The sequence below is a fragment of the Longimicrobium sp. genome, assembly GCA_036377595.1.
Lineage (GTDB): Bacteria > Gemmatimonadota > Gemmatimonadetes > Longimicrobiales > Longimicrobiaceae > Longimicrobium.
This window is the reverse complement of sequence record DASUYB010000103.1, coordinates 22,224-43,730: the sequence shown is the minus strand read 5'-3', so window position 1 is coordinate 43,730 and position 21,507 is coordinate 22,224. Positions and strand designations below refer to the sequence as shown.

The 21,507-nt window shown below is 70.6% G+C and carries 15 protein-coding genes; 13 read left to right on the top strand and 2 right to left on the bottom strand.

Features of this window, described 5'->3' with window-relative positions; translation table 11 throughout:
• Positions 1-100: 100 nt before the first annotated feature.
• The 3 genes from VF092_16400 (at position 101) to VF092_16390 (ending at position 2,899) form a co-directional block, all read left to right on the top strand.
• Positions 101-667, top strand: coding sequence for a 5-formyltetrahydrofolate cyclo-ligase (locus tag VF092_16400; protein ID HEX6748881.1), 567 nt, complete (start codon positions 101-103; stop codon positions 665-667).
• Between the two features lie 110 nt (positions 668-777).
• Positions 778-1,704, top strand: a complete 927-nt coding sequence (locus VF092_16395; GenBank protein ID HEX6748880.1) for a bifunctional helix-turn-helix transcriptional regulator/GNAT family N-acetyltransferase — start codon at positions 778-780, stop codon at positions 1,702-1,704.
• Between the two features lie 790 nt (positions 1,705-2,494).
• A complete protein-coding gene (locus VF092_16390) occupies positions 2,495-2,899 on the top strand; it encodes a hypothetical protein (GenBank protein HEX6748879.1) in 405 nt (134 codons plus the stop codon).
• A gap of 599 nt (positions 2,900-3,498) precedes the next feature.
• Here VF092_16390 and VF092_16385 read toward each other — a convergent pair.
• Positions 3,499-5,220, bottom strand: coding sequence for a SulP family inorganic anion transporter (locus tag VF092_16385; protein ID HEX6748878.1), 1,722 nt, complete (start codon positions 5,218-5,220; stop codon positions 3,499-3,501).
• 202 nt (positions 5,221-5,422) lie between these two features.
• Here VF092_16385 and VF092_16380 point away from each other — a divergent pair, with 202 nt between their 5' ends.
• From VF092_16380 to rsgA, 6 genes are all read left to right on the top strand, one after another.
• Positions 5,423-7,447, top strand: coding sequence for a chloride channel protein (locus tag VF092_16380; protein HEX6748877.1), 2,025 nt, complete (start codon positions 5,423-5,425; stop codon positions 7,445-7,447).
• A 697-nt stretch (positions 7,448-8,144) separates the two neighbouring features.
• The gene (locus tag VF092_16375) at positions 8,145-8,921 is read left to right on the top strand and encodes a c-type cytochrome (GenBank protein HEX6748876.1); all 777 of its coding nucleotides are present in this window, start codon (positions 8,145-8,147) and stop codon (positions 8,919-8,921) included.
• 237 nt (positions 8,922-9,158) lie between these two features.
• Entirely contained in the window at positions 9,159-10,295 is a 1,137-nt protein-coding gene (locus VF092_16370) for a sensor histidine kinase (protein HEX6748875.1), read from the top strand.
• On the top strand, positions 10,288-11,118 hold the full coding sequence (locus tag VF092_16365; protein HEX6748874.1) for a LytTR family DNA-binding domain-containing protein: 831 nt from the start codon (positions 10,288-10,290) through the stop codon (positions 11,116-11,118). Before VF092_16370 ends, VF092_16365 begins: the two co-directional genes overlap by 8 nt.
• 668 nt (positions 11,119-11,786) lie before the next feature.
• Positions 11,787-12,704, top strand: a complete 918-nt coding sequence (locus VF092_16360; GenBank protein ID HEX6748873.1) for an RNA polymerase sigma factor RpoD/SigA — start codon at positions 11,787-11,789, stop codon at positions 12,702-12,704.
• A 163-nt stretch (positions 12,705-12,867) separates the two neighbouring features.
• Entirely contained in the window at positions 12,868-13,779 is a 912-nt protein-coding gene (gene rsgA, locus VF092_16355) for a ribosome small subunit-dependent GTPase A (protein HEX6748872.1), read from the top strand.
• Positions 13,780-13,968: 189 nt separating this feature from the next.
• On the opposite strand, the gene VF092_16350 is transcribed toward rsgA, so the two are convergent.
• Positions 13,969-14,574, bottom strand: coding sequence for a Pycsar system effector family protein (locus VF092_16350; protein HEX6748871.1), 606 nt, complete (start codon positions 14,572-14,574; stop codon positions 13,969-13,971).
• 124 nt (positions 14,575-14,698) lie between these two features.
• Between VF092_16350 and VF092_16345 the strand changes: the two genes are divergently transcribed.
• The 4 genes from VF092_16345 (at position 14,699) to VF092_16330 (ending at position 21,211) form a co-directional block, all read left to right on the top strand.
• The gene (locus tag VF092_16345) at positions 14,699-15,652 is read left to right on the top strand and encodes a hypothetical protein (GenBank protein HEX6748870.1); all 954 of its coding nucleotides are present in this window, start codon (positions 14,699-14,701) and stop codon (positions 15,650-15,652) included.
• A gap of 313 nt (positions 15,653-15,965) precedes the next feature.
• The gene (locus VF092_16340; protein ID HEX6748869.1) at positions 15,966-17,123 is read left to right on the top strand and encodes a DUF4956 domain-containing protein; all 1,158 of its coding nucleotides are present in this window, start codon (positions 15,966-15,968) and stop codon (positions 17,121-17,123) included.
• Positions 17,124-17,405: 282 nt separating this feature from the next.
• Entirely contained in the window at positions 17,406-18,659 is a 1,254-nt protein-coding gene (locus VF092_16335) for a metallophosphoesterase (GenBank protein ID HEX6748868.1), read from the top strand.
• On the top strand, positions 18,656-21,211 hold the full coding sequence (locus VF092_16330) for a hypothetical protein (GenBank protein HEX6748867.1): 2,556 nt from the start codon (positions 18,656-18,658) through the stop codon (positions 21,209-21,211). Before VF092_16335 ends, VF092_16330 begins: the two co-directional genes overlap by 4 nt.
• Positions 21,212-21,507 lie beyond the last annotated feature (296 nt).

Below are 21,507 nucleotides of genomic sequence, written 5' to 3'. Positions count from 1 at the left end.
GGGGGAGATTGGGGACGATGCGGGGGAGATTGGGGACGATGCGACTGAAGTCGCGGCTACAACGACACACAGTCCGCCTCCGCGGACTTCGTTCGGCGACATGACGAAGGCGGAGCTGCGGGCGGAGGCGCGGCGGAGGCTGCGGGCGCTGACCGAGCCGGAGCGCGAGGCGGCCGAGGCGGCGCTCGACGCGCGCTTGTGGACGGTGCCGGAGATCGCCGGTGCGCGCACGCTGCTGCTCTTCGCGGACCTGCCGGAGGAGGTGACGACGGATGCCATCGCGGCCGAGGCGCTGCGGCGCGGCATCACCGTCGTCTACCCGCGCACGGTGCCGGAATCGCACGCGATGACGCTGCACCGCGTCTCCTCGCTCGACCACCTGCTCACGGGCAACTACGGCATCCGCGAGCCGGACCCCGCGCGCTGCCCCACCATCCCCGAGACGGAGATCGACGCGGCGCTAGTGCCGGGGCTGGCGTGGGACCGCGCGGGCAATCGCCTCGGCCGCGGCGCGGGATACTACGACCGGCTCTTCGGCGCACCCGAGTGGCGGGGCTTCCGCTGCGGCATCTTCTTCTCCTTCCAGGAGATGGATCACATCCCCACCGAGACGTGGGACCTGCCGCTCGACGCCGTCGTCACGGACCGCGAGGTGTGGAGACGATAGGACGGGAGAGGGTGATCATCTCATCGCACTCAAATAGTTGACTCGGTCAATCAATCTGCTTACCCTTGGGATGAGGGGCTCACCGCATCCCGAGACTGCAGAGCATCGCGATGGCAACCGACGAGATCGACACGCAGGTGGCCGCGGTACGGCGCTTCAACCGCTTCTACACGCGCGAGGTAGGCGCGCTGGGCGAAGGCCATCTCCATTCCCCGTATACGCTTACCGAGGTGCGCGTGCTGTACGAGATCGCGCACCAGGACGGCATCACCGCAACGGAGCTGGCGGAGCGGCTGGCGCTGGACGCGGGGTACCTGAGCCGCATCCTGGCGCGCTTCCAGGAGCGCGGCCTCGTCGCCCGCACGCCGTCGGAGAAGGACGCGCGGCAGTCGCACCTGTCGCTCACCGGCGCCGGACGCGACGAATTCGGCGGCCTCAACGCCGCCGCGCACGCCGAGATCGCGGGGATGCTGGCACCGCTGGCGGACGACGAGCGGCGCGCGCTCATCGGCACGATGCAGCGGATCGAGCGGATGCTGGGCGGCCGCCCGGCGGAGGCGCCCTACACGCTGCGCCCGCACCGCCCGGGCGACATGGGGTGGATCACCCACCGCCACGGCGTGCTGTACTGGCAGGAGTACGGGTGGAACGAGCGGTTCGAGGCGCTGGTGGCGCGCGTGGTGGCGGACTTCATCGACCACTTCGATCCCGCCCGCGAGCGCAGCTGGATCGCCGAGCGCGAGGGCGAGATCGTGGGCTCGGTGTTCTGCACGCAGATGGACGACGAGACGGCCAAGCTGCGCCTGCTCTACGTGGAGCCCTCCGCGCGCGGGCTGGGGATCGGCGGCCGGCTCGTGGACGAGTGCATCGCGTTCGCGCGGTCGGCGGGGTACCGGAAGATGGTGCTGTGGACGAACAGCGTGCTCCTGGCCGCGCGCCGCATCTACGAGCGCGCGGGCTTCCGCGTGGTGAACGAGGAGGTGCACGACCACTTCGGCCTGCCGCTGATGGCGGAGACATGGGAGATGGAGCTGTAGGGAGAGACAGACTCAGCGGCGGTCAAGCTTGGGCCGGGCGAATGAATTCACGGCAGAAACGGCCTTGAGACTCATGGTTGAGCAAGATGCTCGGAAAACGGCGAAATCACTAGATGTGCGCGCGCAACCTGCACATCCACCGTTGCCGAACAGCGCATCTTGCAACGCCAACGAACAGTAAAACAGACAGCAGACCTCGTATCTCCCGATCCGGTTTGGCGGCACTTAGGTCGCTACTCCCCGCGCTCCCGCAACTTCCGCTCGCACTCGACACGTCGCCAGAGCACGCCGCTCAAGACTGCCTCCGCATCATCCACATGCCTCCGGATCGTGCACGTGATCGTGAACGGCGTCCCCGAGATCCGCAACGCGCAGGTCACCGGCGCCCGCGCCGGCCGCGGCCTCCGTCGTGGCGGAGGATGACCAACTGATCTCACGCAGAGGAAACGCAGAGGAACGGGGGGAACGGAGTTGCTCCTCCGTTCCTCCCTTCGCTCTGCGGCAGTAAGCCGCTGGACCTGCCGAGCCCATCGCCGCCACGTCTGCGGGCTTGGCAAGGCGGACGGTGCGTTCGACAGAAGATTGAAAAATGCCATTGCGTGAGATGGGGATCGAGAGGGAAAGCGGTGGCCCGCGTAGGGCGAGCCTTCGGGGAAACACTTGATTTTATGTCGTATAAGGATGATATTCGCGTCGTCTGGCACCAGAGGAGAGTGACGTTCACGACGGGGTGGCGGGCAGTACTTCCGCTGTCGCCCCACCCCCGTGGCCCACGTACCAAGGAGGATGCATGCGCCGTCTCGTCACATCAGCCGTGGCCGTAATCGCCTTCGCGTTGGCAGGTTGCACAGATGCTCCAACGCTCCCCGGGGCACGCGAGCCGGGCACCACGACACCCCGCGCCACCCTCGGCGGCACGCTGCACGTCACCAACCTGTTTTGCGAAGACACGGGCCCCAGCGGGGGCTCTTACCACACCACCGCCTGCTCGGGCGAGGTGAGTGGCGGAACGGGCGGGAACACCTTCAACTGGAACGTGATCCAGACGTATCGCGAGGACGGCCCGGAGTCCTCGTACATCGAAGGCGTGTGCAGCCCCGGCACCTACCTGACGGTCACCTTCACGGTCACCGACAGTTCCGGGGCCACGGCGCAGGCCCGCTACACCTTCCGCTGCTACACAATCATGCCGTGAACCGCAAGGGTGGCTCCGCTCGTTACGGCCGGTTGACCTAAGATCATGAAGGTGAAAAACGAGCCGCGGCGGGCCCCTTGCCCGTCGCGGCTCGCGCGTGGACCAACTTGTATCAGGTCCAGGATTCGCTGAGCTTTTCGGTTCTCTCTCGGGACCGTGCGAACCTTTCTGTTTCTGTTGATGGAGATGAGATACGCCTCCGCCTTTCCGTCACCCATCGGCCCGCTCACCGCGATACAGGACGCCGTAGCGGCGTTGGAAGCGGCTCCGGCGCCCCTGTCGCAGCCGCCCGCGACGGTCGGCGCCTGCGGTCCGTGGCGTGATTCGGGAAACGGACAGCACCAACCGACAGCAGGGCCGGACGGACAGCGGCAAAACCCTTGCAGGACTGGCACTTAGCTACGAGCGTGCCGAATACGCGGCAACAACAGCACAAAGTCCCTTCGGGACTGCGAACGCGGCATCCGCGCGAGAATCCAGGACAAGCGCCGCAACTTGCCGGGAAGGACGGATGCCGGGGCGGCTACCTCTCCCGGTACGGGCCCCGGTACGGGAGAGGTAGCGAGCCAGGCGAGCCGGAGAGGGCGCGATGCGGCGCCTCACTCCACCCGCGCCGTCTCCTTCTCCACCTCACCCTCAGCCCGTCGCGGAGCGGCCGCGTCGAACGCGTTCACCGGCGCAATCCCCAGGATCTCCCGCGCGCGGGTGAGGGCGTCGGAGAGGGTGCCGCAGAGGTTCTCGTCGCCGATCTCGTCGAGCAGGTCGCTCTTCCCCAGCGCCACCATCGGCTGCGCGTGCACGCCGGCCAGGATCACCGCCGTCCCGTCCTTCCTGGCCCCGCGCACCACCGCCCGCAGCGCGCGGAGGCCGGTGGAGTCGATCGCCGGCACCTTCTCCATCCCGATCACCAGCACGCGCGGCCGCGTCTCCACCGCGCCCATGGTCTCGCGGAACTTCTCGGCGGCGCCGAAGAAGAACGGGCCGTCGATCTCGTACACCTCCACGCCCTTCGGCACCGTCCCGCCGCGCAGCTGCGCGTCCTCGCCGCCGTCCGCCAGCTCGCGGGTGATGGCCGTCACGTTGGTGACCTCGGCCATGCGCCGCATGAACAGGAACGCGGCCAGCACCATCCCCACCTGGATCGCCACGGTCAGGTCGATCAGCACCGTCAGCACGAAGGTGGCGAGGAGCACGGCCACGTCGCTCTTCGGGCCGGCCAGCTCCGAGCGGAAGGTGCGCCACTCGCTCATGTGGTAGGCCACGATCACCAGGATGGCCGCCAGCGTGGCCATGGGGATGTACGCGGCCCAGCGCCCGAAGAAGAGCGTCACCAGCAGCAGCGTCGCCGCGTGCGCCATCCCCGCCACCGGCGTGCGCCCGCCCGCCTTGATGTTCGTGGCCGTCCGCGCGATCGCCCCCGTCGCGGGGATGCCGCCGAAGACCGGCGAGGCGATGTTGGCCACCCCCTGCGCCACCAGCTCCATGTTCGAGCGGTGCTTCCCGCCGATCATCCCGTCCGCCACCACCGCGGAGAGGAGCGACTCCACCGACGCGAGCAGGGCGATGGTGAAGGCGGGGGCGATCAGCCCGCGGAAGTCCGCCCAGGTGATCTGCGGCACACGCGGAGTGGGAAGCGCGCCGGAGATCTCGCCGAAGCGCGACCCGATCGTCTCCACCCGCAACCCCAGCAGCGGCACCATCGCGGTGGTGACGACCAACGCCACGAAGGGCGCGGGAACGCGGTGGCTCACCCGCGGCCAGAGCACCAGGATCGCCAGCGCCGCGGCGGCCACGACGGCCGCGTGCGGGGTCACGGCGGAGACGTGCGCGGCGTAGGCCTCCCACTTCCCCACGAAGTCGGCGGGGACCGCGCCCATCCGGATCCCCAGCAGGTCCTTGATCTGCCCGGAGAAGATGATCACCGCGATGCCGCTGGTGAACCCGGTGACCACGGGAAAGGGGATGAACTTGATGGCCGCGCCCAGCCTGGCGACGCCGAAGACGACCAGCATCACGCCCGCGAGGATGGTGGCGACGGTGAGGCCGTCCACCCCGTACTTCTGCACGATGCCGTAGACGATGACGACGAACGCGCCGGTGGGCCCGCCGATCTGCACGCGCGAGCCGCCCAGCGCGCTGATCAGGAAGCCGGCGACGATGGCCGTGTACAGCCCCGCCTGCGGCGTCACCCCGCTGGCGATGGCGAAGGCGATGGACAGCGGCAGCGCCACGATGCCGACGATGACGCCCGCGGTGAGGTCGGACGCCAGCTGCCGGCGCGTGTAGCCCTTCAGCGTGGTGAACAGCTTGGGGACGAGCATCGGAACCCGGATCGAAGCCAATGATGGGCGTGAAATCTACGAAAGATCGCAAACCCATCCGTTTCCCGCATCCGTCCGTCCCCCACATGCGTGAGGGGAACATCCCCACATGCGAAAGCGTATGGGCACCCATCTGTGAGCTTCCGGGTTCGATCCGTGCAGGCGGGGAGCTCCGGAACGGCGGCTCCCCGAGGTCCGGATCGTGGAAGCAGACGGCGACGAAACCCGCGAGGCCCCGCCCCGCGCCATCACCCCCGCGGACGGCGACTCTCGTCCGCGGCCGCCTCGCGCGCCCGCCGCCGACGACGAGACGCTGCTGTACGACGAGCCGCACCACGTTCCCTCGCTGGTGGAGCGGCAGGCGCGGTCGCGGCGGGCGTGGCGGCGGAAGGCGGTTCGGCGGGTGCGCCACGGACGGCGGCGCGCGGCGTCGGCGGCGCGGCGCGTCGGGCGCGGGATGCGGGTGGGGCAAGCGCGCGCGGCGAGGGGGTGGGGCGCGTTCGTGGACTGGTTCAACCGCCGCGAGCTGAGCGAGAACGCCATTCTCCTCGGCTTCGCGGTGGCCATCGGGCTGGTGGGCGCGCTGGGCGTGGTGGCCTTCTACCGCTGCATCGACCTGGCCTTCACCGTCTTCTACCGCTGGACGGGGAACGTGCTGGGGCGCGGCGTGCTGGCCGTCTACCGCCCGCTGATCACCGCCGCGGGGCTGCTGGCGGCGTGGGCCCTCGTGCGCTCGCTGCGCGGCCGCGCCGGCGGCGAGAACGTCGCGGCGGTCCAGCTCGCCGTCGCGCGCCGACAGGGCGAGATCCCCGCGCGGCCGGCGCTGGTGCGGATCCTGGCATCCGCCGTGACGCTCGGCTCGGGCGGCTCGGCGGGGAGCGAGGGCCCCGTGGCCGTGCTCGGTGCGACGGTGGGCTCCGTCCTCGGCCGCGCCTTCCGCTTCGACGCCGAGCGGGTGAAGGTGCTGGTCGGCGCCGGCGCGGCGGCGGGGATCAGCGCGTCGTTCAACGCGCCGCTGGCCGGCGCCTTCTTCGCGCTCGAGGAGGTGCTGGGCTCGCTGGCCGTGGCCGCCTTCCCGCCCGTCGTCGTCGCCGCGGTGCTGGCGGCCGTCGTCTCGCGCGCCTTCCTGGGCGACCATCCCGCCTTTCCCATCCCCGCGCAGTACGGCTTCACCCTGCGCCGCGAGGTCATCCTCTTCTACCCCGTGCTGGGCGTGCTGGCGGGACTCGTCTCCGTCCTCTACGTGCGCGCCTTCTTCGGCGCCGAGTCGCTGGCGAAGCGATTGAAGCTGCGGCCGTGGCTCCTTCCCGTGCTGGGCGGGCTGGTGGTGGGATTGATGGTGTGGGCGAGCGGGGGAGTCCTGGTGGGCTACGGGCACCTGGCCGTGCGGGTGGAGGTGTTCGGGCGGATGGCGTGGACCACGCTGGCGATGCTGGCGCTGGGCAAGATCGTGGCGACGTCGCTGACGCTGGGGAGCGGGGGAACGGGCGGCGTGTTCACCCCGTCGCTGTACATCGGCGCGGCCACGGGCGGCGCGTACGGGGTGCTGATGACGAAGCTCTTCCCCGGCCTCGGCCTCCACCCCGAGGCCTACGCGCTGGTGGGGATGGGCGCCGTGGTGGGCGCGGCGACGCAGGCGCCGATCACGGCCATCCTGATCGTGTTCGAGATGACGAACGACTACGCGATCGTGCTGCCGCTGATGATGGCCACGGTGATCGCAACGGTCGTGGCCCGCCACGTGGAGCCGGACTCGCTGTACAGCGGGTGGCTGCGGCGCCGCGGCGAGCACCTGGAGCACGGCACCGACCGCGACGTGCTGTCCGGCCTCCACGTGTCCGACGTGTACGACCGCGCGGCACCGTCGATCCCCGCCGATGCGACGATCGAGCACCTGGTGGAGCAGCTCGGCCGCGCGGACCGCACCGAGTACCCCGTGGTGGACGAGGACGGCGCGCTGCTGGGGATCGTGACCGTGGCCGAGCTCGCGCGCGCCGCCGGCGAGGCGCCGTCGCTGGGCGCGGTCCTGCTCGCCGCCGACCTGGCCGGCCCGTCCGAGAGCGTCCATCCCGCCGACACGCTGCTGGAGGCGGTGCGGAAGATGGGCGTGCGCGGCGTGGGCTCCCTTCCCGTGGTCGACGCCGGGACGGGCGCGTTCCTCGGCACCCTGGGCCGCGCGGAGATCCTGGCCGCGTACCAGCGCGTCATCGCTAGGCCTCCCCAATGATCACGTCATCGACTAACACGGCACAGTAATTGGCTCTTGGCACGCGACTAGCGTTACCTGTGAGGGCCGGACGGTAACCTTCACAGAGATGAGGAAAACGTGCTTACACGACCTCTCAGCGTTGCGTTCGCGGCGCTTGTGGTTGCTTCAACTCCGAGCCTTGCGCAGCAACAAGGCCTCTATCCAGGTACCACCTCAGCATGTATGTCTGCCCATGCGGAACTGGCCCATTACCAAGCCAGGAATACGTGGAGCGACTACTCCCAATGGAAACAGAAGAAGGTGGAGCAGTTGGCGCGCATCAACAGCCGACCTCGCCGCTTAGGCGCAGCCTTTGCCGCACTGGCCTGGCAAGTTGGACGGACGGCTTGGAAGAGCTACAACCGGGCAAATGCAGCCGGGAGGATTCTCGCGCCGTGTCACAGTACCAAGCCCCTTTATCCATAGCAGACGGGGCAGCATTGAGAACCGAGCCGGCCGTCGCGAGATCTGCCCGTCCGGCAGCAGGTCTTTGCGACGTCCGGTCATTAGGATGAGCGAACGGGCGTACCGAACTGTCAACCCGACTTTACCTTAACCTTCCTCAGATTTCTTCTATCCTCCTCCGATCACAAAAATCTGGCGCGCACACAACCTGCGGACGCATCTTCCGCCGGTCCCCGTTGCAACGATCAACCCCTCGCCACAGGCCGACCGCATGCGCCGAATCCGTCCGCTCGCGCTGGTGCCGTTCGCCGCCGTGCTCGCCGCGCAGCCGCTGGCCGCGCAGATCCCCGAGCGCTTCGAGAACCTGAAGGTGCTGCCGCGCGACATCCCGCGCGATTCGCTCGTGGCCATTATGCGCGGCTTCGCGATGAGCCTGGGGGTGCGCTGCAACTACTGCCACGTGGAGCGGGAGCCCGCGCAGCCCGGCGGGCGCGAGCAGCTGAACTTCGCGTCGGACGACAAGCCAGCGAAGGAGAAGGCGCGCTTCATGATGCGGATGACGCAGAACCTGAACGCGCAGGTGCTGCCGCAGGTTCCGCATCGCCGCAATCCGCCGGTGGGCGTGGGGTGCATCACCTGCCATCGCGGGCTCCCCGTCCCCACCACGCTCGACCGCGTGCTGGCGGCGGCGCTGGACAGCGGCGGCGCGCCCGCGGCCGTCGCGCGGTACCGCCAGCTGCGCGAGTCGTCGCTGGCGTCGGGGCGCTACGACTTCAGCGAGACCACGCTGAACGAGCTGGGGCGGCGCTTGGCCGCGCAGGGGAAGACGGCCGAGGCGGTGGCGCTGCTGGAGTTGAACGCCGAGTTCTATCCCAACTCCGGGCAGGTCGACTTCGAGCTGGCCGAGGTGTACCGCGCCCGCGGCGAGCGCGACAAGGCGCTCGTCCGCTATCGGATGGCGCAGCAGAAGTCGCCCAACAACCCCCAGATCCAGCGCCGCATCAACGAGCTGACGGGCGCCGCCGCGCCGCCGGCGCCGCAGCCATAGATCGCTGAACCGCGGGACCTCACGCAGAGGAGCAGAGGCAGCAGAGAACACGAATCGGTTCTCTGCTGCCTCTGCTCCTCTGCGTGAGCCATCAAGATCCTGAAGGCGCGCATCGCAGTTCGCCGCACGATCCGGGCAGTTGGCTGCACTTCGGTTGACCTGCGCGCGCGACATTCGTTACAGTTGGCGGCCAGGATCGGCGGACCGCGCCCAATCTCCATCAACCCGTTCAGTTTGATGAGCATCACCGTAGCCCGGACACCGGAGCTCGCCGCGAAGGCGGCCGCGCGCACGGATGCGTCCGCGCGGCCGCGCTTCGCCGTGCGCTGGGGCGAGCTGGGGCTGATGTTCGCGGCGTGGACGTTCGTGTGGGTGTTCGGGCAGGCGCAGGCGTACCTGGGCAGCGTGTTCGGCGGGCGGCGGTGGCCGGGGATGCGGGTGCTGCTGTGGGACCTGGAGAGCGTGTGGCTGTGGGCGCTCTTCACCCCGCCCATGTTCTGGCTGGCCGCGCGCTTCCCGCTGGAGAAGGGCATCCGCGCGCGCAACCTGGCCGTCCACGCCGTCTGCGCGCTCGGCTTCGCGGTGGTGGACCTGGGCGGCGACATCGTCTTCCGGCCGATCCTGGGCGCGCCCGGGGGGACGCTGGTGCAGCGCTTCTTCGCCAAGCTGTTCATCAACGTCTTCAGCTACGCGGCGGTGGTCGGTATCGCCCACGCGGTGCAGTACTACCGCGCGCTGAACGAACGCCGCGAGCGCGAGGCCGCCCTCGAGCGCGAGCTGCTGCAGGCGCGGCTGCAGGCGCTGGAGATGCAGATCCATCCCCACTTCCTGTTCAACACCCTGCACGCCGTGGCCTCGCTGATCCGGGTGAAGGAGGACCAGGCGGCGATCCGGATGCTGGTCGGATTGAGCGACCTGCTGCGCATCGCCCTGCGCAACCGCGACGCGCAGGAGGTGCCGCTGCGCGAGGAGCTGGACTTCGCGCGGCGATACCTGGAGGTGGAGGGGATCCGCTTCGAGGACCGGCTGCGCGCGGAGATCGAGGTCGCTCCGGACGCGCCGCTGGACGCGCTGGTGCCGCACCTGATCCTGCAGCCGCTGGTGGAGAACGCCATCCGCCACGGCGTGGAGGCGCGCGCCGCCGCCGGCCGCGTCCGCGTGGAGGTCACCCGCGCGGACGGGATGCTGCGCCTGCGCGTGGGCGACGACGGCCCCGGCCCGAAGGAGAACGGCCGCCGCGGCGTCGGGCTGGCCAACACGCGCGAGCGGCTGGCGCATCTCTACGGGGATCGCCAGCGCTTCGAGCTGGCCGCCGGCGCGGACGGCGGCGCGGTCGCGACGGTGGAGGTGCCGCTGCGGCTGGCCGATGGCTGAGCCGCAGCCCCCGCTGCGCGTCGTCGTCGTCGACGACGAGCCGCTGGCGCGCCGCACCCTGCGCGTGCTGCTGGAGCCGGAGGAAGGGGTGGAGATCGTGGCGGAGGCGGGGAACGGCGCCGAGGCGCTGGAGGCCGTCGCCGCCACCGCGCCCGACCTCGTCTTCCTCGACGTGCAGATGCCGGAGATGGACGGCTTCGAGGTGCTGAACGCGCTGGGGCCCGACCGCACGCCGGCGGTGATCTTCGTCACCGCGTTCGACGAGCACGCGGTGCGCGCCTTCGACGCCGAGGCGGCCGACTACCTGCTGAAGCCGTTCGACGACGAGCGTTTCCGCCGCGCCCTGGCCCGCGCCCGCGCCCGCATCGGCGACGCACGCGTCCGCGACCTGGCCTCGCGGCTGGCGCGGATGCTCTCCCCCGCATCCCCCCTCCCGAATCCCCCCATCCCCCAGACGCCCGAGACGGCGGCGACTCCCCCGTCGGCATACGCGGAGCGGATCGTGGTAAAGAAGAACAGCCGCGTGACGCTGCTGGACGTGCGCACGGTGGACTGGATCGAGGCGGCGGACTACGTCGTCCGCATCCACGCCGCCGGCGCGGTGCACGTGCTGCGCGAGCCGATCGCCGAGCTGGAGCAGCGGCTGGACCCGCGCCGCTTCTTCCGCATCCACCGCTCGACGATCGTGAACCTGGGGAGCGTGAAGGAGCTGCAGCCGCTCTTCCACGGCGAGTACGTGGTGATCATGCGCGACGGCGCCGAGCTGCGCCTGAGCCGCGCCCGCCGCGACCGCCTGCAGCAGCTCCTCGGCGCACGCATCTGACCATCCTCATCCCCACGTAACCAAACAGACGGGACTCACGCAGAGTCGGCAGGGTAAGCAGTTGTACAAAGCTTGCTCACTCTGCCGACCGTGCGTGAGCATGAAAACTTTTCCTTCCGGACGCGCTGTCGCGGCGTGGGACGGCGGCTGTCCCGCGGAGGCGCAGGAGCCGCGAAACGTTTTGCGCCGGTCAATCGTCTTTCATGACAGGGACTTCGGGAACCTGCCGGGAGTCGGGCGGTATTCCACCTGTGCGGACGCGGGGCGGGAGGCGCGTTCTTTCCCGTTGACGGGGCACGGAGGCCGCACTACCTTGTGCGCCCCCACGCTCCGAGGGAGCGTACCGGCGGCAACATTCTACCAAGCTTTTCGGGCAGATGAGCTTCACCGTGGCACGCACCCAGCGGCACTCCGGCCATGACCGGGCAGCGCTCCGCGCGCCGTCGCGCGGACTGGGTGGCTTCGCGATGAGGCGGGGCGGGAGACAGGCGTAGGCGCGGCAGGGCTCGCGCCATGCACCGTTGCCCGCCCGGCCGCCCCCGCAGCGCCGGGCGGGTTTCGTTTCCGGCGAGGCAGACCTTTTGCAGACCGGCTCCCCTTCCGGTCCCCCTGCCGGCGCACTCCGGCAGGGGATCCCGAGCAAGACGGATCAGGTGGAACTGAGACCCATGGCAACGGCAGCGCGCAAGAGCACCCCGGCACGCAAGCGCAAGCGCACGGCCCCTCGGCTGGACGCCGAGTTCGGCGCGCCGAACGAGGACCAGAGCTCGCTCGACCAGTACCTCAAGGAGGTGAGCACGCACAAGCTGCTCACCCCGGCCGAGGAGATCGAGCTGGGCCGCCGCGCGCGCGCCGGCGACGAGGACGCGGTGAACGAGCTGACCCGCGCCAACCTCCGCTTCGTGATCAGCGTGGCCAAGAAGTACCAGAACCGCGGCGTCTCGCTCTCGGACCTGATCCAGGAGGGGAACGTGGGGCTGGTGACGGCCGCCCGGAAGTTCGACCCGGACCAGGGGGTGAAGTTCATCTCCTACGCCGTGTGGTGGATCCGGCAGGCCATCCTGTCGGCCCTGGCCAACCAGGGGCGCAGCGTGCGCGTGCCGCTGAACCGCGCCAGCGACCTGGCCAAGATCTTCCGCGAGCGCGAGCGGCTGAAGCAGGAGCTGCGCCGCGACCCCACGCCGCAGGAGCTGTCGGAGGCGACGGGGCTGTCCGCGGAGATCGTGGAGAGCCTGCAGACGCTGAACGCGGCCGAGATCCGGCTCGACGCGCCCATCGGCGACAGCGACGACAGCCAGCTGATGGACCGCTTCATCGCCGAAGAGGCCATCGTCACCGAGGACGAGGTGGAGGAGCGGCTGCTGAGCGAGCGGGTGGAGAAGGCGCTGGGCACCCTCCAGCCGCGCGACGCCAAGGTGCTGAAGCTGTACTTCGGCCTCGAGGGCGGGCGCGAGCACACGCTCGAGGAGATCGGCGACATCCTGGGCGTGACCCGCGAGCGCATCCGCCAGCTGCGCGACCGCGCGCTCAAGCGCCTGCGCGAGGGCGAGATGGGCGAGGCGCTGGCCTCCTTCGCCGCCGCATGAGCGCTCGCGCCGGGATGGATCGAGGGGCACTCCGCCGCCGGGTGGGGTGCCCTTCGCGTTCCCCGGAACAGAAGTGCGAGAGTGCGAAAGTGCGAAGGTGCGCTGGACCGCAACGCACCCTCGCACTCTCGCACTCTCGCACTCTCGCACTCTCGCACGTGCCATGCTGACCGGCACGGTGCTGCGCGCGCAGGGCGGCGTGTACGAGGTGGAAACGCGCGAGGGGGTGCGCGAGGCGGTGCTGCGCGGAACGCTCAAGCGCGACGACCGCTCGGGCGACAAGGTCGTCGTCGGCGACCACGTGGACCTCGACCGCGAGCAGGCGGGGAACGAGGCAGTGTGGGCCATCAAGCGCGTGCACGACCGCTCCACCGTCCTCGCCCGCCGCGCGCCGGGGAAGGCGCCGCGGCCGAAGGTGATCGCCGCCAACCTCGACCAGGTGCTGATCGTGTTCGCCGCGGCCAACCCCGCGCCGCACCTGCGCATGCTCGACCGCTTCCTGGTGATCGCCGCCGACGCCGAGATCCGCCCCGTGGTCGTCGTCAACAAGACCGACCTGTCGGGCGAGGACGAGGCGCGGCGCCTCTTCGCGCCCTACGTGACCGCCGGCTACGACGTCCTGTTCACCGCCGCCAAGCGCGGCGTGGGGACGGACGCGGTGCGCGAGGCCATCTGCGGGTGCATCTCCGCGCTCGCCGGGCCGTCGGGGGTGGGGAAGAGCAGTCTCCTCAACGCCGTCCAGCCCGGGCTGGGCCTGCGCGTGGCGGAGATCAGCGAGGCGGTGAACAAGGGGCGGCACACCACGGTCACCGCGCAGCTGATCCCGCTGGAGTGCGGCGGCTACGTGGCCGACACGCCGGGGCTGCGCGAGTTGGGGCTGTGGGAGATCGACCGCGACAACCTGCAGTTCTACTTCCCCGAGTTCGAGCCGCTGCTGGGGAACTGCCGCTACCCCACCTGCACGCACGTGCACGAGCCCGGCTGCGCCGTCCGCGACGCCGCCGGGTCGGGCGCGCTCGACCCCGGCCGCTACGACAGCTATCGCCGCATGATGACGGGCGAGGACGAGGAGTAGGAAAAAGATTGGCCTCACGCAGAGCAGCAGAGGCAGCAGAGAAGGGATCGGTTCCTCTGCTGCCTCTGCTGCTCTGCGTGAGACCTGCTGTTTTCAGCGTTCGATCACGCCGCGTAGGTGTCGGTGGGACAGATGCCGCAGCCGCATCGCGTGTCCATCTGCACGAGGTCGATCGTTCTGGAGTGAGCGTCAGCGCGCCACGAGCACGGCGGCGGCCAGGAGCGCGCCGGCCAGGCAGAGCAGGATCGAGCGCGCCACCCACAGGAACTTGCGGCTGCACACCAGGCTCACGTGGTAGATCTGCATGGCCAGGTGGTCGATCAGCTGCTGGCGCGACTGGCCGGCCACCGAGCGCACGAACGCGTCGGCCGAGCCGTGGGCCAGCACGCCCTCCCAGAAGATGAAGCCCGTGGAGTGGATGCGCACCAGCCGCGGGCGCATGGACCATGCGGCGGTCAGCACGCTCCCGCCCAGGCAGAGGAACGCCAGCAGCGCCGCCACCGAGCTGATCGTCCACTCGCCGAACGTCCGCGCGGCGAACATGCGCTGCACCCCGCCGCCGTAGAGGAGGCTGAGCAGCGCGCCGGAGAGCACGATCACCGAGCCGGCCTTGGTGTCGGAGAAGCGCACGTGGTCGTTGATGTAGCCGTTGACCGCCCACAGGTAGTCGCTCATGAACTCGTCCTCTTCCACCGAGGCCGAGCGGTCCAGGGAGCCCACGATGGGGCTGGGGATCTCGATGGTCGCGGGCGGCGGCACGTCTTCCGCAACGCCGGTGGGGGAGGTGATGTTCATGCGCGGGGGGCCGGTGGAGGGGGGACCGGGAGGGCGGCGGACGACATACGGCGTCGCCGCGATGGCCTAATCTAGTATGTCGATGACGTTTGCGGCAGCACGGCGTGCACCCGGAGCGATGCCGATGTTCCTGCGGGAGATGAAGCGCGCGGCCGCGGCGGCCACGCTCGCGATGGTCGCGGCCTCGTGCGACCTGGCGGAGGTGACCACCGAGCCCGGCGACGACGTGGTGGTGGTGGAGGCCGTGCTGCGCACCGACTTCCCGTGGCAGCAGGTATTGCTGCACCGCGCCATCCAGGGACGCTTCGCCGGCCCCGTCCCCGGCGCCACGGTGGTGGTGACGGGGCCCGACGGCGCCGAGCACCGGCTGGTGGAGCGGACGAGCGACTGCTTCCGCGTGGACCCGGCGTACGCGCGCTCCGACTCGCTGCGGGTCGACGGGAGCTGCTACACGAGCGGCGGGACGGACACGAGCTGGGTCCGCCCCGGCGCCACCTACGACCTGCGCGTGGAGACGCCGCGGGGCGAGGTGATCCGCGGGCGGACGCACGTCCCGGGCGACTTCGTGCCGTCGATCCCCATGTCGAGCTCGGTCGGGCGGTTCCGCACCTGCTCGCTGGCGCCGGAAAGCACGCTCGACGTGGTGTGGACGCGCTCGCCGGGGGCGGCCAGCTACGTGGGCGACCTGCGCGTGCTGGGGCTGCGCAACGCGTTTCGCGACAGCGGCTTCGACGTGCCCGAGCCGCTGGAGCTGCGCGGCCTTTCCGTCTCCGAGACCGACACCACCCTGGTGCTTCCCACGGAGTTCGGCCTGTTCGAGCGGCTGGAGCTGGACACCGAGCTGCTCGCCGCCATCTCCCACGGCTTTCCCGAAGGCGTGGCGGCGGACTTCATCCTCGCCGCCGTGGACCTCAACTGGGTCAACAGCGTGCGCGGCGGCAACTTCAACCCGTCGGGCCAGATCCGCATCTCCACGGTGGTCGGCGACGGCGTGGGCGTGTTCGGCTCGATGACGGTCAAGCGCACCTTCATCTTCGTCCAGCAGCAATCGGGAGTGCCGAGGTGCCCGGGGGCGTAGAGCCTGGGACGCGGAGTGCAGGCGTTGGCGTAGCGCCGCCGATCTCCCCCCCCACCCCCGGCCCCTCCCCCACGAGGCCCCACGAGGGGGGAGGGACAGGGGAGGGGAGAACTAACGCAAGTCTAGATTTCTTTTGCAGTTACCTCTCCCATCGGTTTGGGAGAGGTCGAAAAAAGGAAGGGCCGAGACGGCTGTTTTGTCTCGGCCCTTCCTTTTTTCGGGTGAGGGCCTCCCGGCGCGGCGCGCTTCGTGCTTGTGTCAGCGCGGCGCAAGCCCATGCACGAGCCACGTTTCGACGGATATCCGGTACGGGATGGCAAGGGACAACCACGACGCGGCGGAGCCGGTGGTGCCGCCGGGCGAGTCCGAAACGCTGCTGGCGGCCCCGGCCGACGGGCCGTACGCGCCCCCGCCGGGCGGCGCCATCCGCACGCCCCGCAGCCGCGGCCCGCGCCGCACGCTGTTCGAGCGCATCGTGGAGGCGCGCAGCCACCCCTACCTCCGGCTGGGCATCTACTACCTGCTGCTGATCGCGCTGATGACGGCGCTCGTGTACTTCGTGCCCACCGTGCGCGACGCCTTCGTCACCGCCACGCTGCTGCCGCCGCGCGAGGGCGGGCTGATGACCGCCGGCCCCATCACCGCCGACATCGGGCGCAAGCTGTCGCTCGACGAGGCGCTGCACCGCGTGCTGACCACGCTGCTGGTGATCGCCGGCGCGCTGATGCTGGTGCTGCCGGTGGCGTGGGTCTACATGCTCACCAAGCGCTTCCGCTACGACCCGGCGCTCGTCGCCTCGGTCATCATCCTTCCCATCGTGGTGGCGGGAACGGCGCTGGTGGTGAAGAACTCGCTGGCGCTGGCCTTCTCGCTGGCGGGGATCGTGGCGGCGGTGCGCTTCCGCAACACGCTCAAGGACCCGCGCGACGCCGTCTACATCTTCCTGGTGATCGCCATCGGCCTGTCGGCCGGCGTGCAGGCGCTCGACGTGGCGCTGGCCGTGTCGCTCGCGTTCAACTTCGTGGTGCTGACGGTCTGGAAGTTCAACGTGGGCTCCATCTACAGCGGCAGCTTCGGGCGCACGGGCGTGCTGTCGGTGGGCGATCCGGGGCTGCTGGTGGCCGAGCAGCCGCCGCAGCAGCGGGCCGTGCGCCGGCGCATGCTGCAGTACGAGGGCGACATGCGCACCGACGGCGTGCTGCTGGTGCACAGCTCCGAGCCCGACCTGGCGCGGATGACGGTGCAGGAGGCGCTGGCCGACATGGCCCGCGACTGGCGTCTGGTGGACGTGGTTCCCCGCGGCGGGCGGATGCACACGCTGGAATACCTCGTGCGACTGAAGAAGTCGGTGACGCCCGCCGACCTGGTGGGCGCGCTGGACGAGCGCTGGAGCGTGCAGGTCGACGCCGCCGAGTACATGCCCATGCGCACCCGCCGCCGCAAGCGCAAGAAGGGCAAGGGCGAGGGGTGATGGGGAGTGGGGGATGATCGGAGACACTTCCCGGTGTCATCCCGAGGGCGCGATGCACGCGATCGTCGTCTGAACCGAAGCCGGCCGCGCCCGAAGGATCTTGCCGGCCGCGGCCGGTGATCCGGCACGACGCGCAGGCATCTTCGCGGGGGCGAGCAGATCCTTCGGCCGGCGCCGGACCTCGGCGCGGACGCGGCGGCGGTGCGGCGCCTCCCTCGGGATGACAGGGTGAGCAGCGCATCACGAACGATGAACGACAGGGCGATGCTTAACGGCATGGGGATGAGGAGATCGAGGCGGGCGATCGCCGCGGCGCTGGCGTGCGTGGCGATGCTGGGGATGGCCGGGTGCTTCCGGTACCTGAAGGGGGTCGGCAGCATCATCCCCGGCGTGGTGGAGACGGACACGGTGGAGATGCGCCTGATCCTGATCGGCGACGCCGGCCTTCCCGCGCCCGGCGGCGAGCCGGTGATGAAGGCGCTGCGCACCGAGCTGTCGTACGACCCGAAGCGCTCGTTCGTCGTCTTCCTGGGCGACAACGTCTATCCGCGCGGGATGGTGGTGGACAGCACCGCCGCCGAGCGCCGCGAGAACGAGCGCATCATCAACGACCAGCTCAAGCCGCTGGTGGACCAGGGGGTGAAGGGGATCATGATCCCCGGCAACCACGACTGGGCCACCGGAACGGCGGGCGGACTCGAGGCGGTGAACGCCGAGGAGCACTACGTGAACTCGCGCGGCCGCGGTCTGGTGCGCTTCCTTCCCGAGAACGGCTGCCCGGGCCCCGTCTCGCTCGACTTCGGCAACTACCTGCGGCTGATCGTGCTCGACACGCAGTGGTGGCTGCAGGAAGGCTTCCCGCGCCCCTACGGCGCCGACAGCAAGTGCCGCGCGCGCACCGAGCAGGAGGTGGTCGACTCGCTGGCCTCGGACCTGGCGAACGCGGGGACGCGGCGCACCGTGGTGGTCAGCCACCACCCGCTCGTCTCCGGCGGGCAGCACGGCGGCTACTTCGACTGGCCCACGTACCTCTTCCCCTTCCACCCGTGGGCGCGGCAGGCGGGGATCTTCGCGCGGCAGGACGTGAGCGGGCGCGAGTACCGCACCATGATCGCCGCCCTCACCCGCGCCTACCGCGCGCACCCGCCGCTGGTGCACGCGGCGGGGCACGAGCACAACCTGCAGCTGCTGAAGCCGCGGGGCGCGCCGGCGAGCTACCTGATCGTGAGCGGAGCGGGGATCTACAACCACTCCACGCCCACGCGGGTGATCGCTGGAACGCTGTACGCCAGCCGTGCCAGCGGGTGGGTGACGCTGGCCTTCCTGCGCGACGGGCGCGTGCGGATGGCGTACCGCGTGGTCAACGCGGATGGCACGTTCCGCGAGGACTACTCGGCCTGGCTCGACACGCCGCCGCTGGTGCCGACCTCGCAGGAGCCGCCCGCGGTGCCGCACCCGGCCGAGCCGTCGGGGCCCACGCGGCCACCCTCGCCGCCGCCGGCTCCCGCGCCGCCGCCCGCGGGAGCGCGTCCGTGAGCCTTCGCCGTCTCTCGCTCTCCCTCGCCGCCGCGTGGCTCGTTCAGCCCGCGGCGCTCGCGTCGCAGCGCCGCGACACGTCCGTCGTCACCGCGGGGACGCGCTACGAGGCGGGATCGCTGCACCGCTTCGTGCTCGGCTCGTCGTACCGCGACCTGTGGACGGAGCCGGTGGCGGTGCCCGTGCTCGACCTCTCCACCTTCGCGGGGGGGCTGACGCCGACGCGGAAGGGCGGGGGGAACCAGACGCGCTCGCTGCGCTTCCGCGGCGCCGACGGGCGCGAGTACGCCTTCCGCTCGGTCGACAAGTATCCCGCCACCTCGCTGTCGAAGGACCTGCAGGGCACCCTCGTCTCCTGGATCATCCAGGACCAGGTGTCGTCGCTGATCCCCGCGGGCGGGATCGCGGCGCACGCCATCGAGGACGCGGCCGGGGTGCCGTACCTCACCGAGGCCATCTACCGCATGCCCGACGACCCGCGCCTGGGCGAGTTCCGCCAGGAGTTCGCGGGGATGCTGGGGACGATGGAGGAGCGCCCGGAGGCCGGCCGCACCCTGCTTCCCGGCCTGGCCGGCGCGGCGCGGATCGAGAACACCGACGAGTTCCTGGAGATCCTGGAGAGCGCGCCCACCGAGCGGCTGGACGACCGGGGGTACCTGGCCGTGCGGCTGGTGGACTTCCTGATCAACGACTGGGACCGTCACGGCGACCAGTACCTGTGGGCGCGCTTCGACCAGCCCGGCGGCGTCCACCTCTGGCGCGCCGTCCCCCGCGACCGCGACTACACCTTCGTGGACTACGACGGGGTGGGGCTCCAGCTCGCCCACGTGGTCGTCTGGAACACCGGGCGCTTCGGCGAGCACATCGAGCTGCGGTCGCTGCTGCTGAACGCGTCGCCGCTCGACCATCGCCTCCTGGGCGGCGTCGACCGGGCCAGCTGGGAGGCGGTGACGCGCGAGGTGCAGTCCCGCCTCACCGACGCGGCGCTGGAGGCGGCGGTGGCCGCGCTTCCCCCGGAGTACCGCCGGCTGCGCGGCGCGGAGCTGGTGCGCATCCTCAAGGCCCGGCGCGACGACCTGTGGCGCGCGTCGCTGGACTTCTACGGCATCATCGCGCGCGAGCCCCAGGCGCACGCCACCGACCACGACGATGTCGCGGCGATCGAGCGGCTGCCCGACGGGAACGCGTGGGTCACCATCACCCCCGCGGGCGGCGGCACGCCCATCTACCGCCGCTGGTTCAGCTGGGTGGAATCGCGCGAGGTGCGCGTGTTCCTCCACGGCGGCAACGACCAGGCGCGGGTGGTCGGGAGCGGCCCCGAGCAGCTGATCGTGCGGGTGATCGGCGGCCGCGGCGACGACGACCTGCGCGACGAGAGCCGCACCGGCCGCCGCACCGCGTTCTACGACGCCGAAGGTGAGAACCGCTACACCCGCCGGCCGCACACGCGGGTGGACGAGAAGGAGTGGAAGCAGGAGAAGTGGGAGCCCGGCGGCGGCACGCTTCCCCCGCGCGACTGGGGCGGCTCGGCGAGCGCCTTCTCGCCCTCGTTCGGGTGGCGGCCGGCGGGCGTCGGTCCGTTCGTCGGCATCGGCCCGCAGTGGATGCGCTACGGCTTCCGGCGCACGCCGTACGCGATGCGGCAGCAGGTGCGATTCATGTGGGCGGTGGAGCACGGGCGGTTCGGGGCCGAGTACCTGGGCGACTTCCGCTATGTGGGCCGGCCGATGGACCGGACGCTGCTGCTGGCCCGCGTGTCGGAGATGGAGGCCAGCCGCTTTCCCGGCTTCGGCAACGACACGCACATCGGCAGCGAGGTGGACAACGACCGCTTCCGCGTGTTCGAGCACCAGCTGCTGGGAAACGCCGCGTTCTGGCGGGGGATCGGCCGCGGCGCGTGGGTGGTGGGCGAGCTGACCGGCCGCTTTACCGACCCCGAGATCGACGCGGGGACGCCCGTGGCCATCGGACGCCCGCGCGGCGCCTCGGACTTCGCCATCGTGGGCGGGCGCGCGGGGCTGGTGTTCGAGCGGACGGATTCCACCGCCTATCCGCGCAGCGGGTGGACGCTGGAGACGTGGGGGACGGGCTTCCCCGTCGCCTTCCACGACGCGGAGGCGTTCGGCCGCGCGCGGGCGGTGGGGACGACGTACCTCTCCGCGGGCGGCGGCGGGCCGACGCTGGCGCTGCGCGCGGGGGGCGAGCGGGTGTGGGGCGGCTTCCCCTTCCAGTACTCGGCGTTCCTGGGCGGCGGGGCCACGCTGCGCGGCTTCCGCTCGCAGCGCTTCGCGGGCGACGCGTCGGCGTTCGGAAGCGCGGAGCTACGGCAGGTGGTGACGCGGGCGAAGCTGATCGTGCGAGGCGACCTGGGGGTGCTGGCGCTGGGCGACGCGGGCCGCGTCTGGTACCGCGGCGAATCGCCCGGGGGATGGCACACGGCATACGGCGGCGGCCTGTTCTTCACCTTCCTCGACCGGAAGCGGGCGGTGTCGGCGACCTGGGCGCGGGGCGAGCGGGACTCGTTCTACGTGACGCTGGGGATGCCGTTCTAGGGGAAGTGCTGGGTGCTGAGTGGTAAAGTCCTAAGTCCTAAGTCCTAAGTCCTAAGTCCTAAGTCCTAAGTGGATTCCTGCCGGGGGCATCTGTCGAGGTTCTTTGGAGCCGGGATCGGGACTTTGAACAAATTGGGAGGCAGTGCTGGTGCGACTTACGGGATCACGTGCGGACGCGGTTATAGATCCTTCGGCCTGCGGCCTACGGTGCGGCCGCGGCTTCGGTCTGGCCGGCCTCAGGATGACGTCATCCGAGTATCGACGCGGGAGCATCAACCAAACGCCTGGGCTTGGTG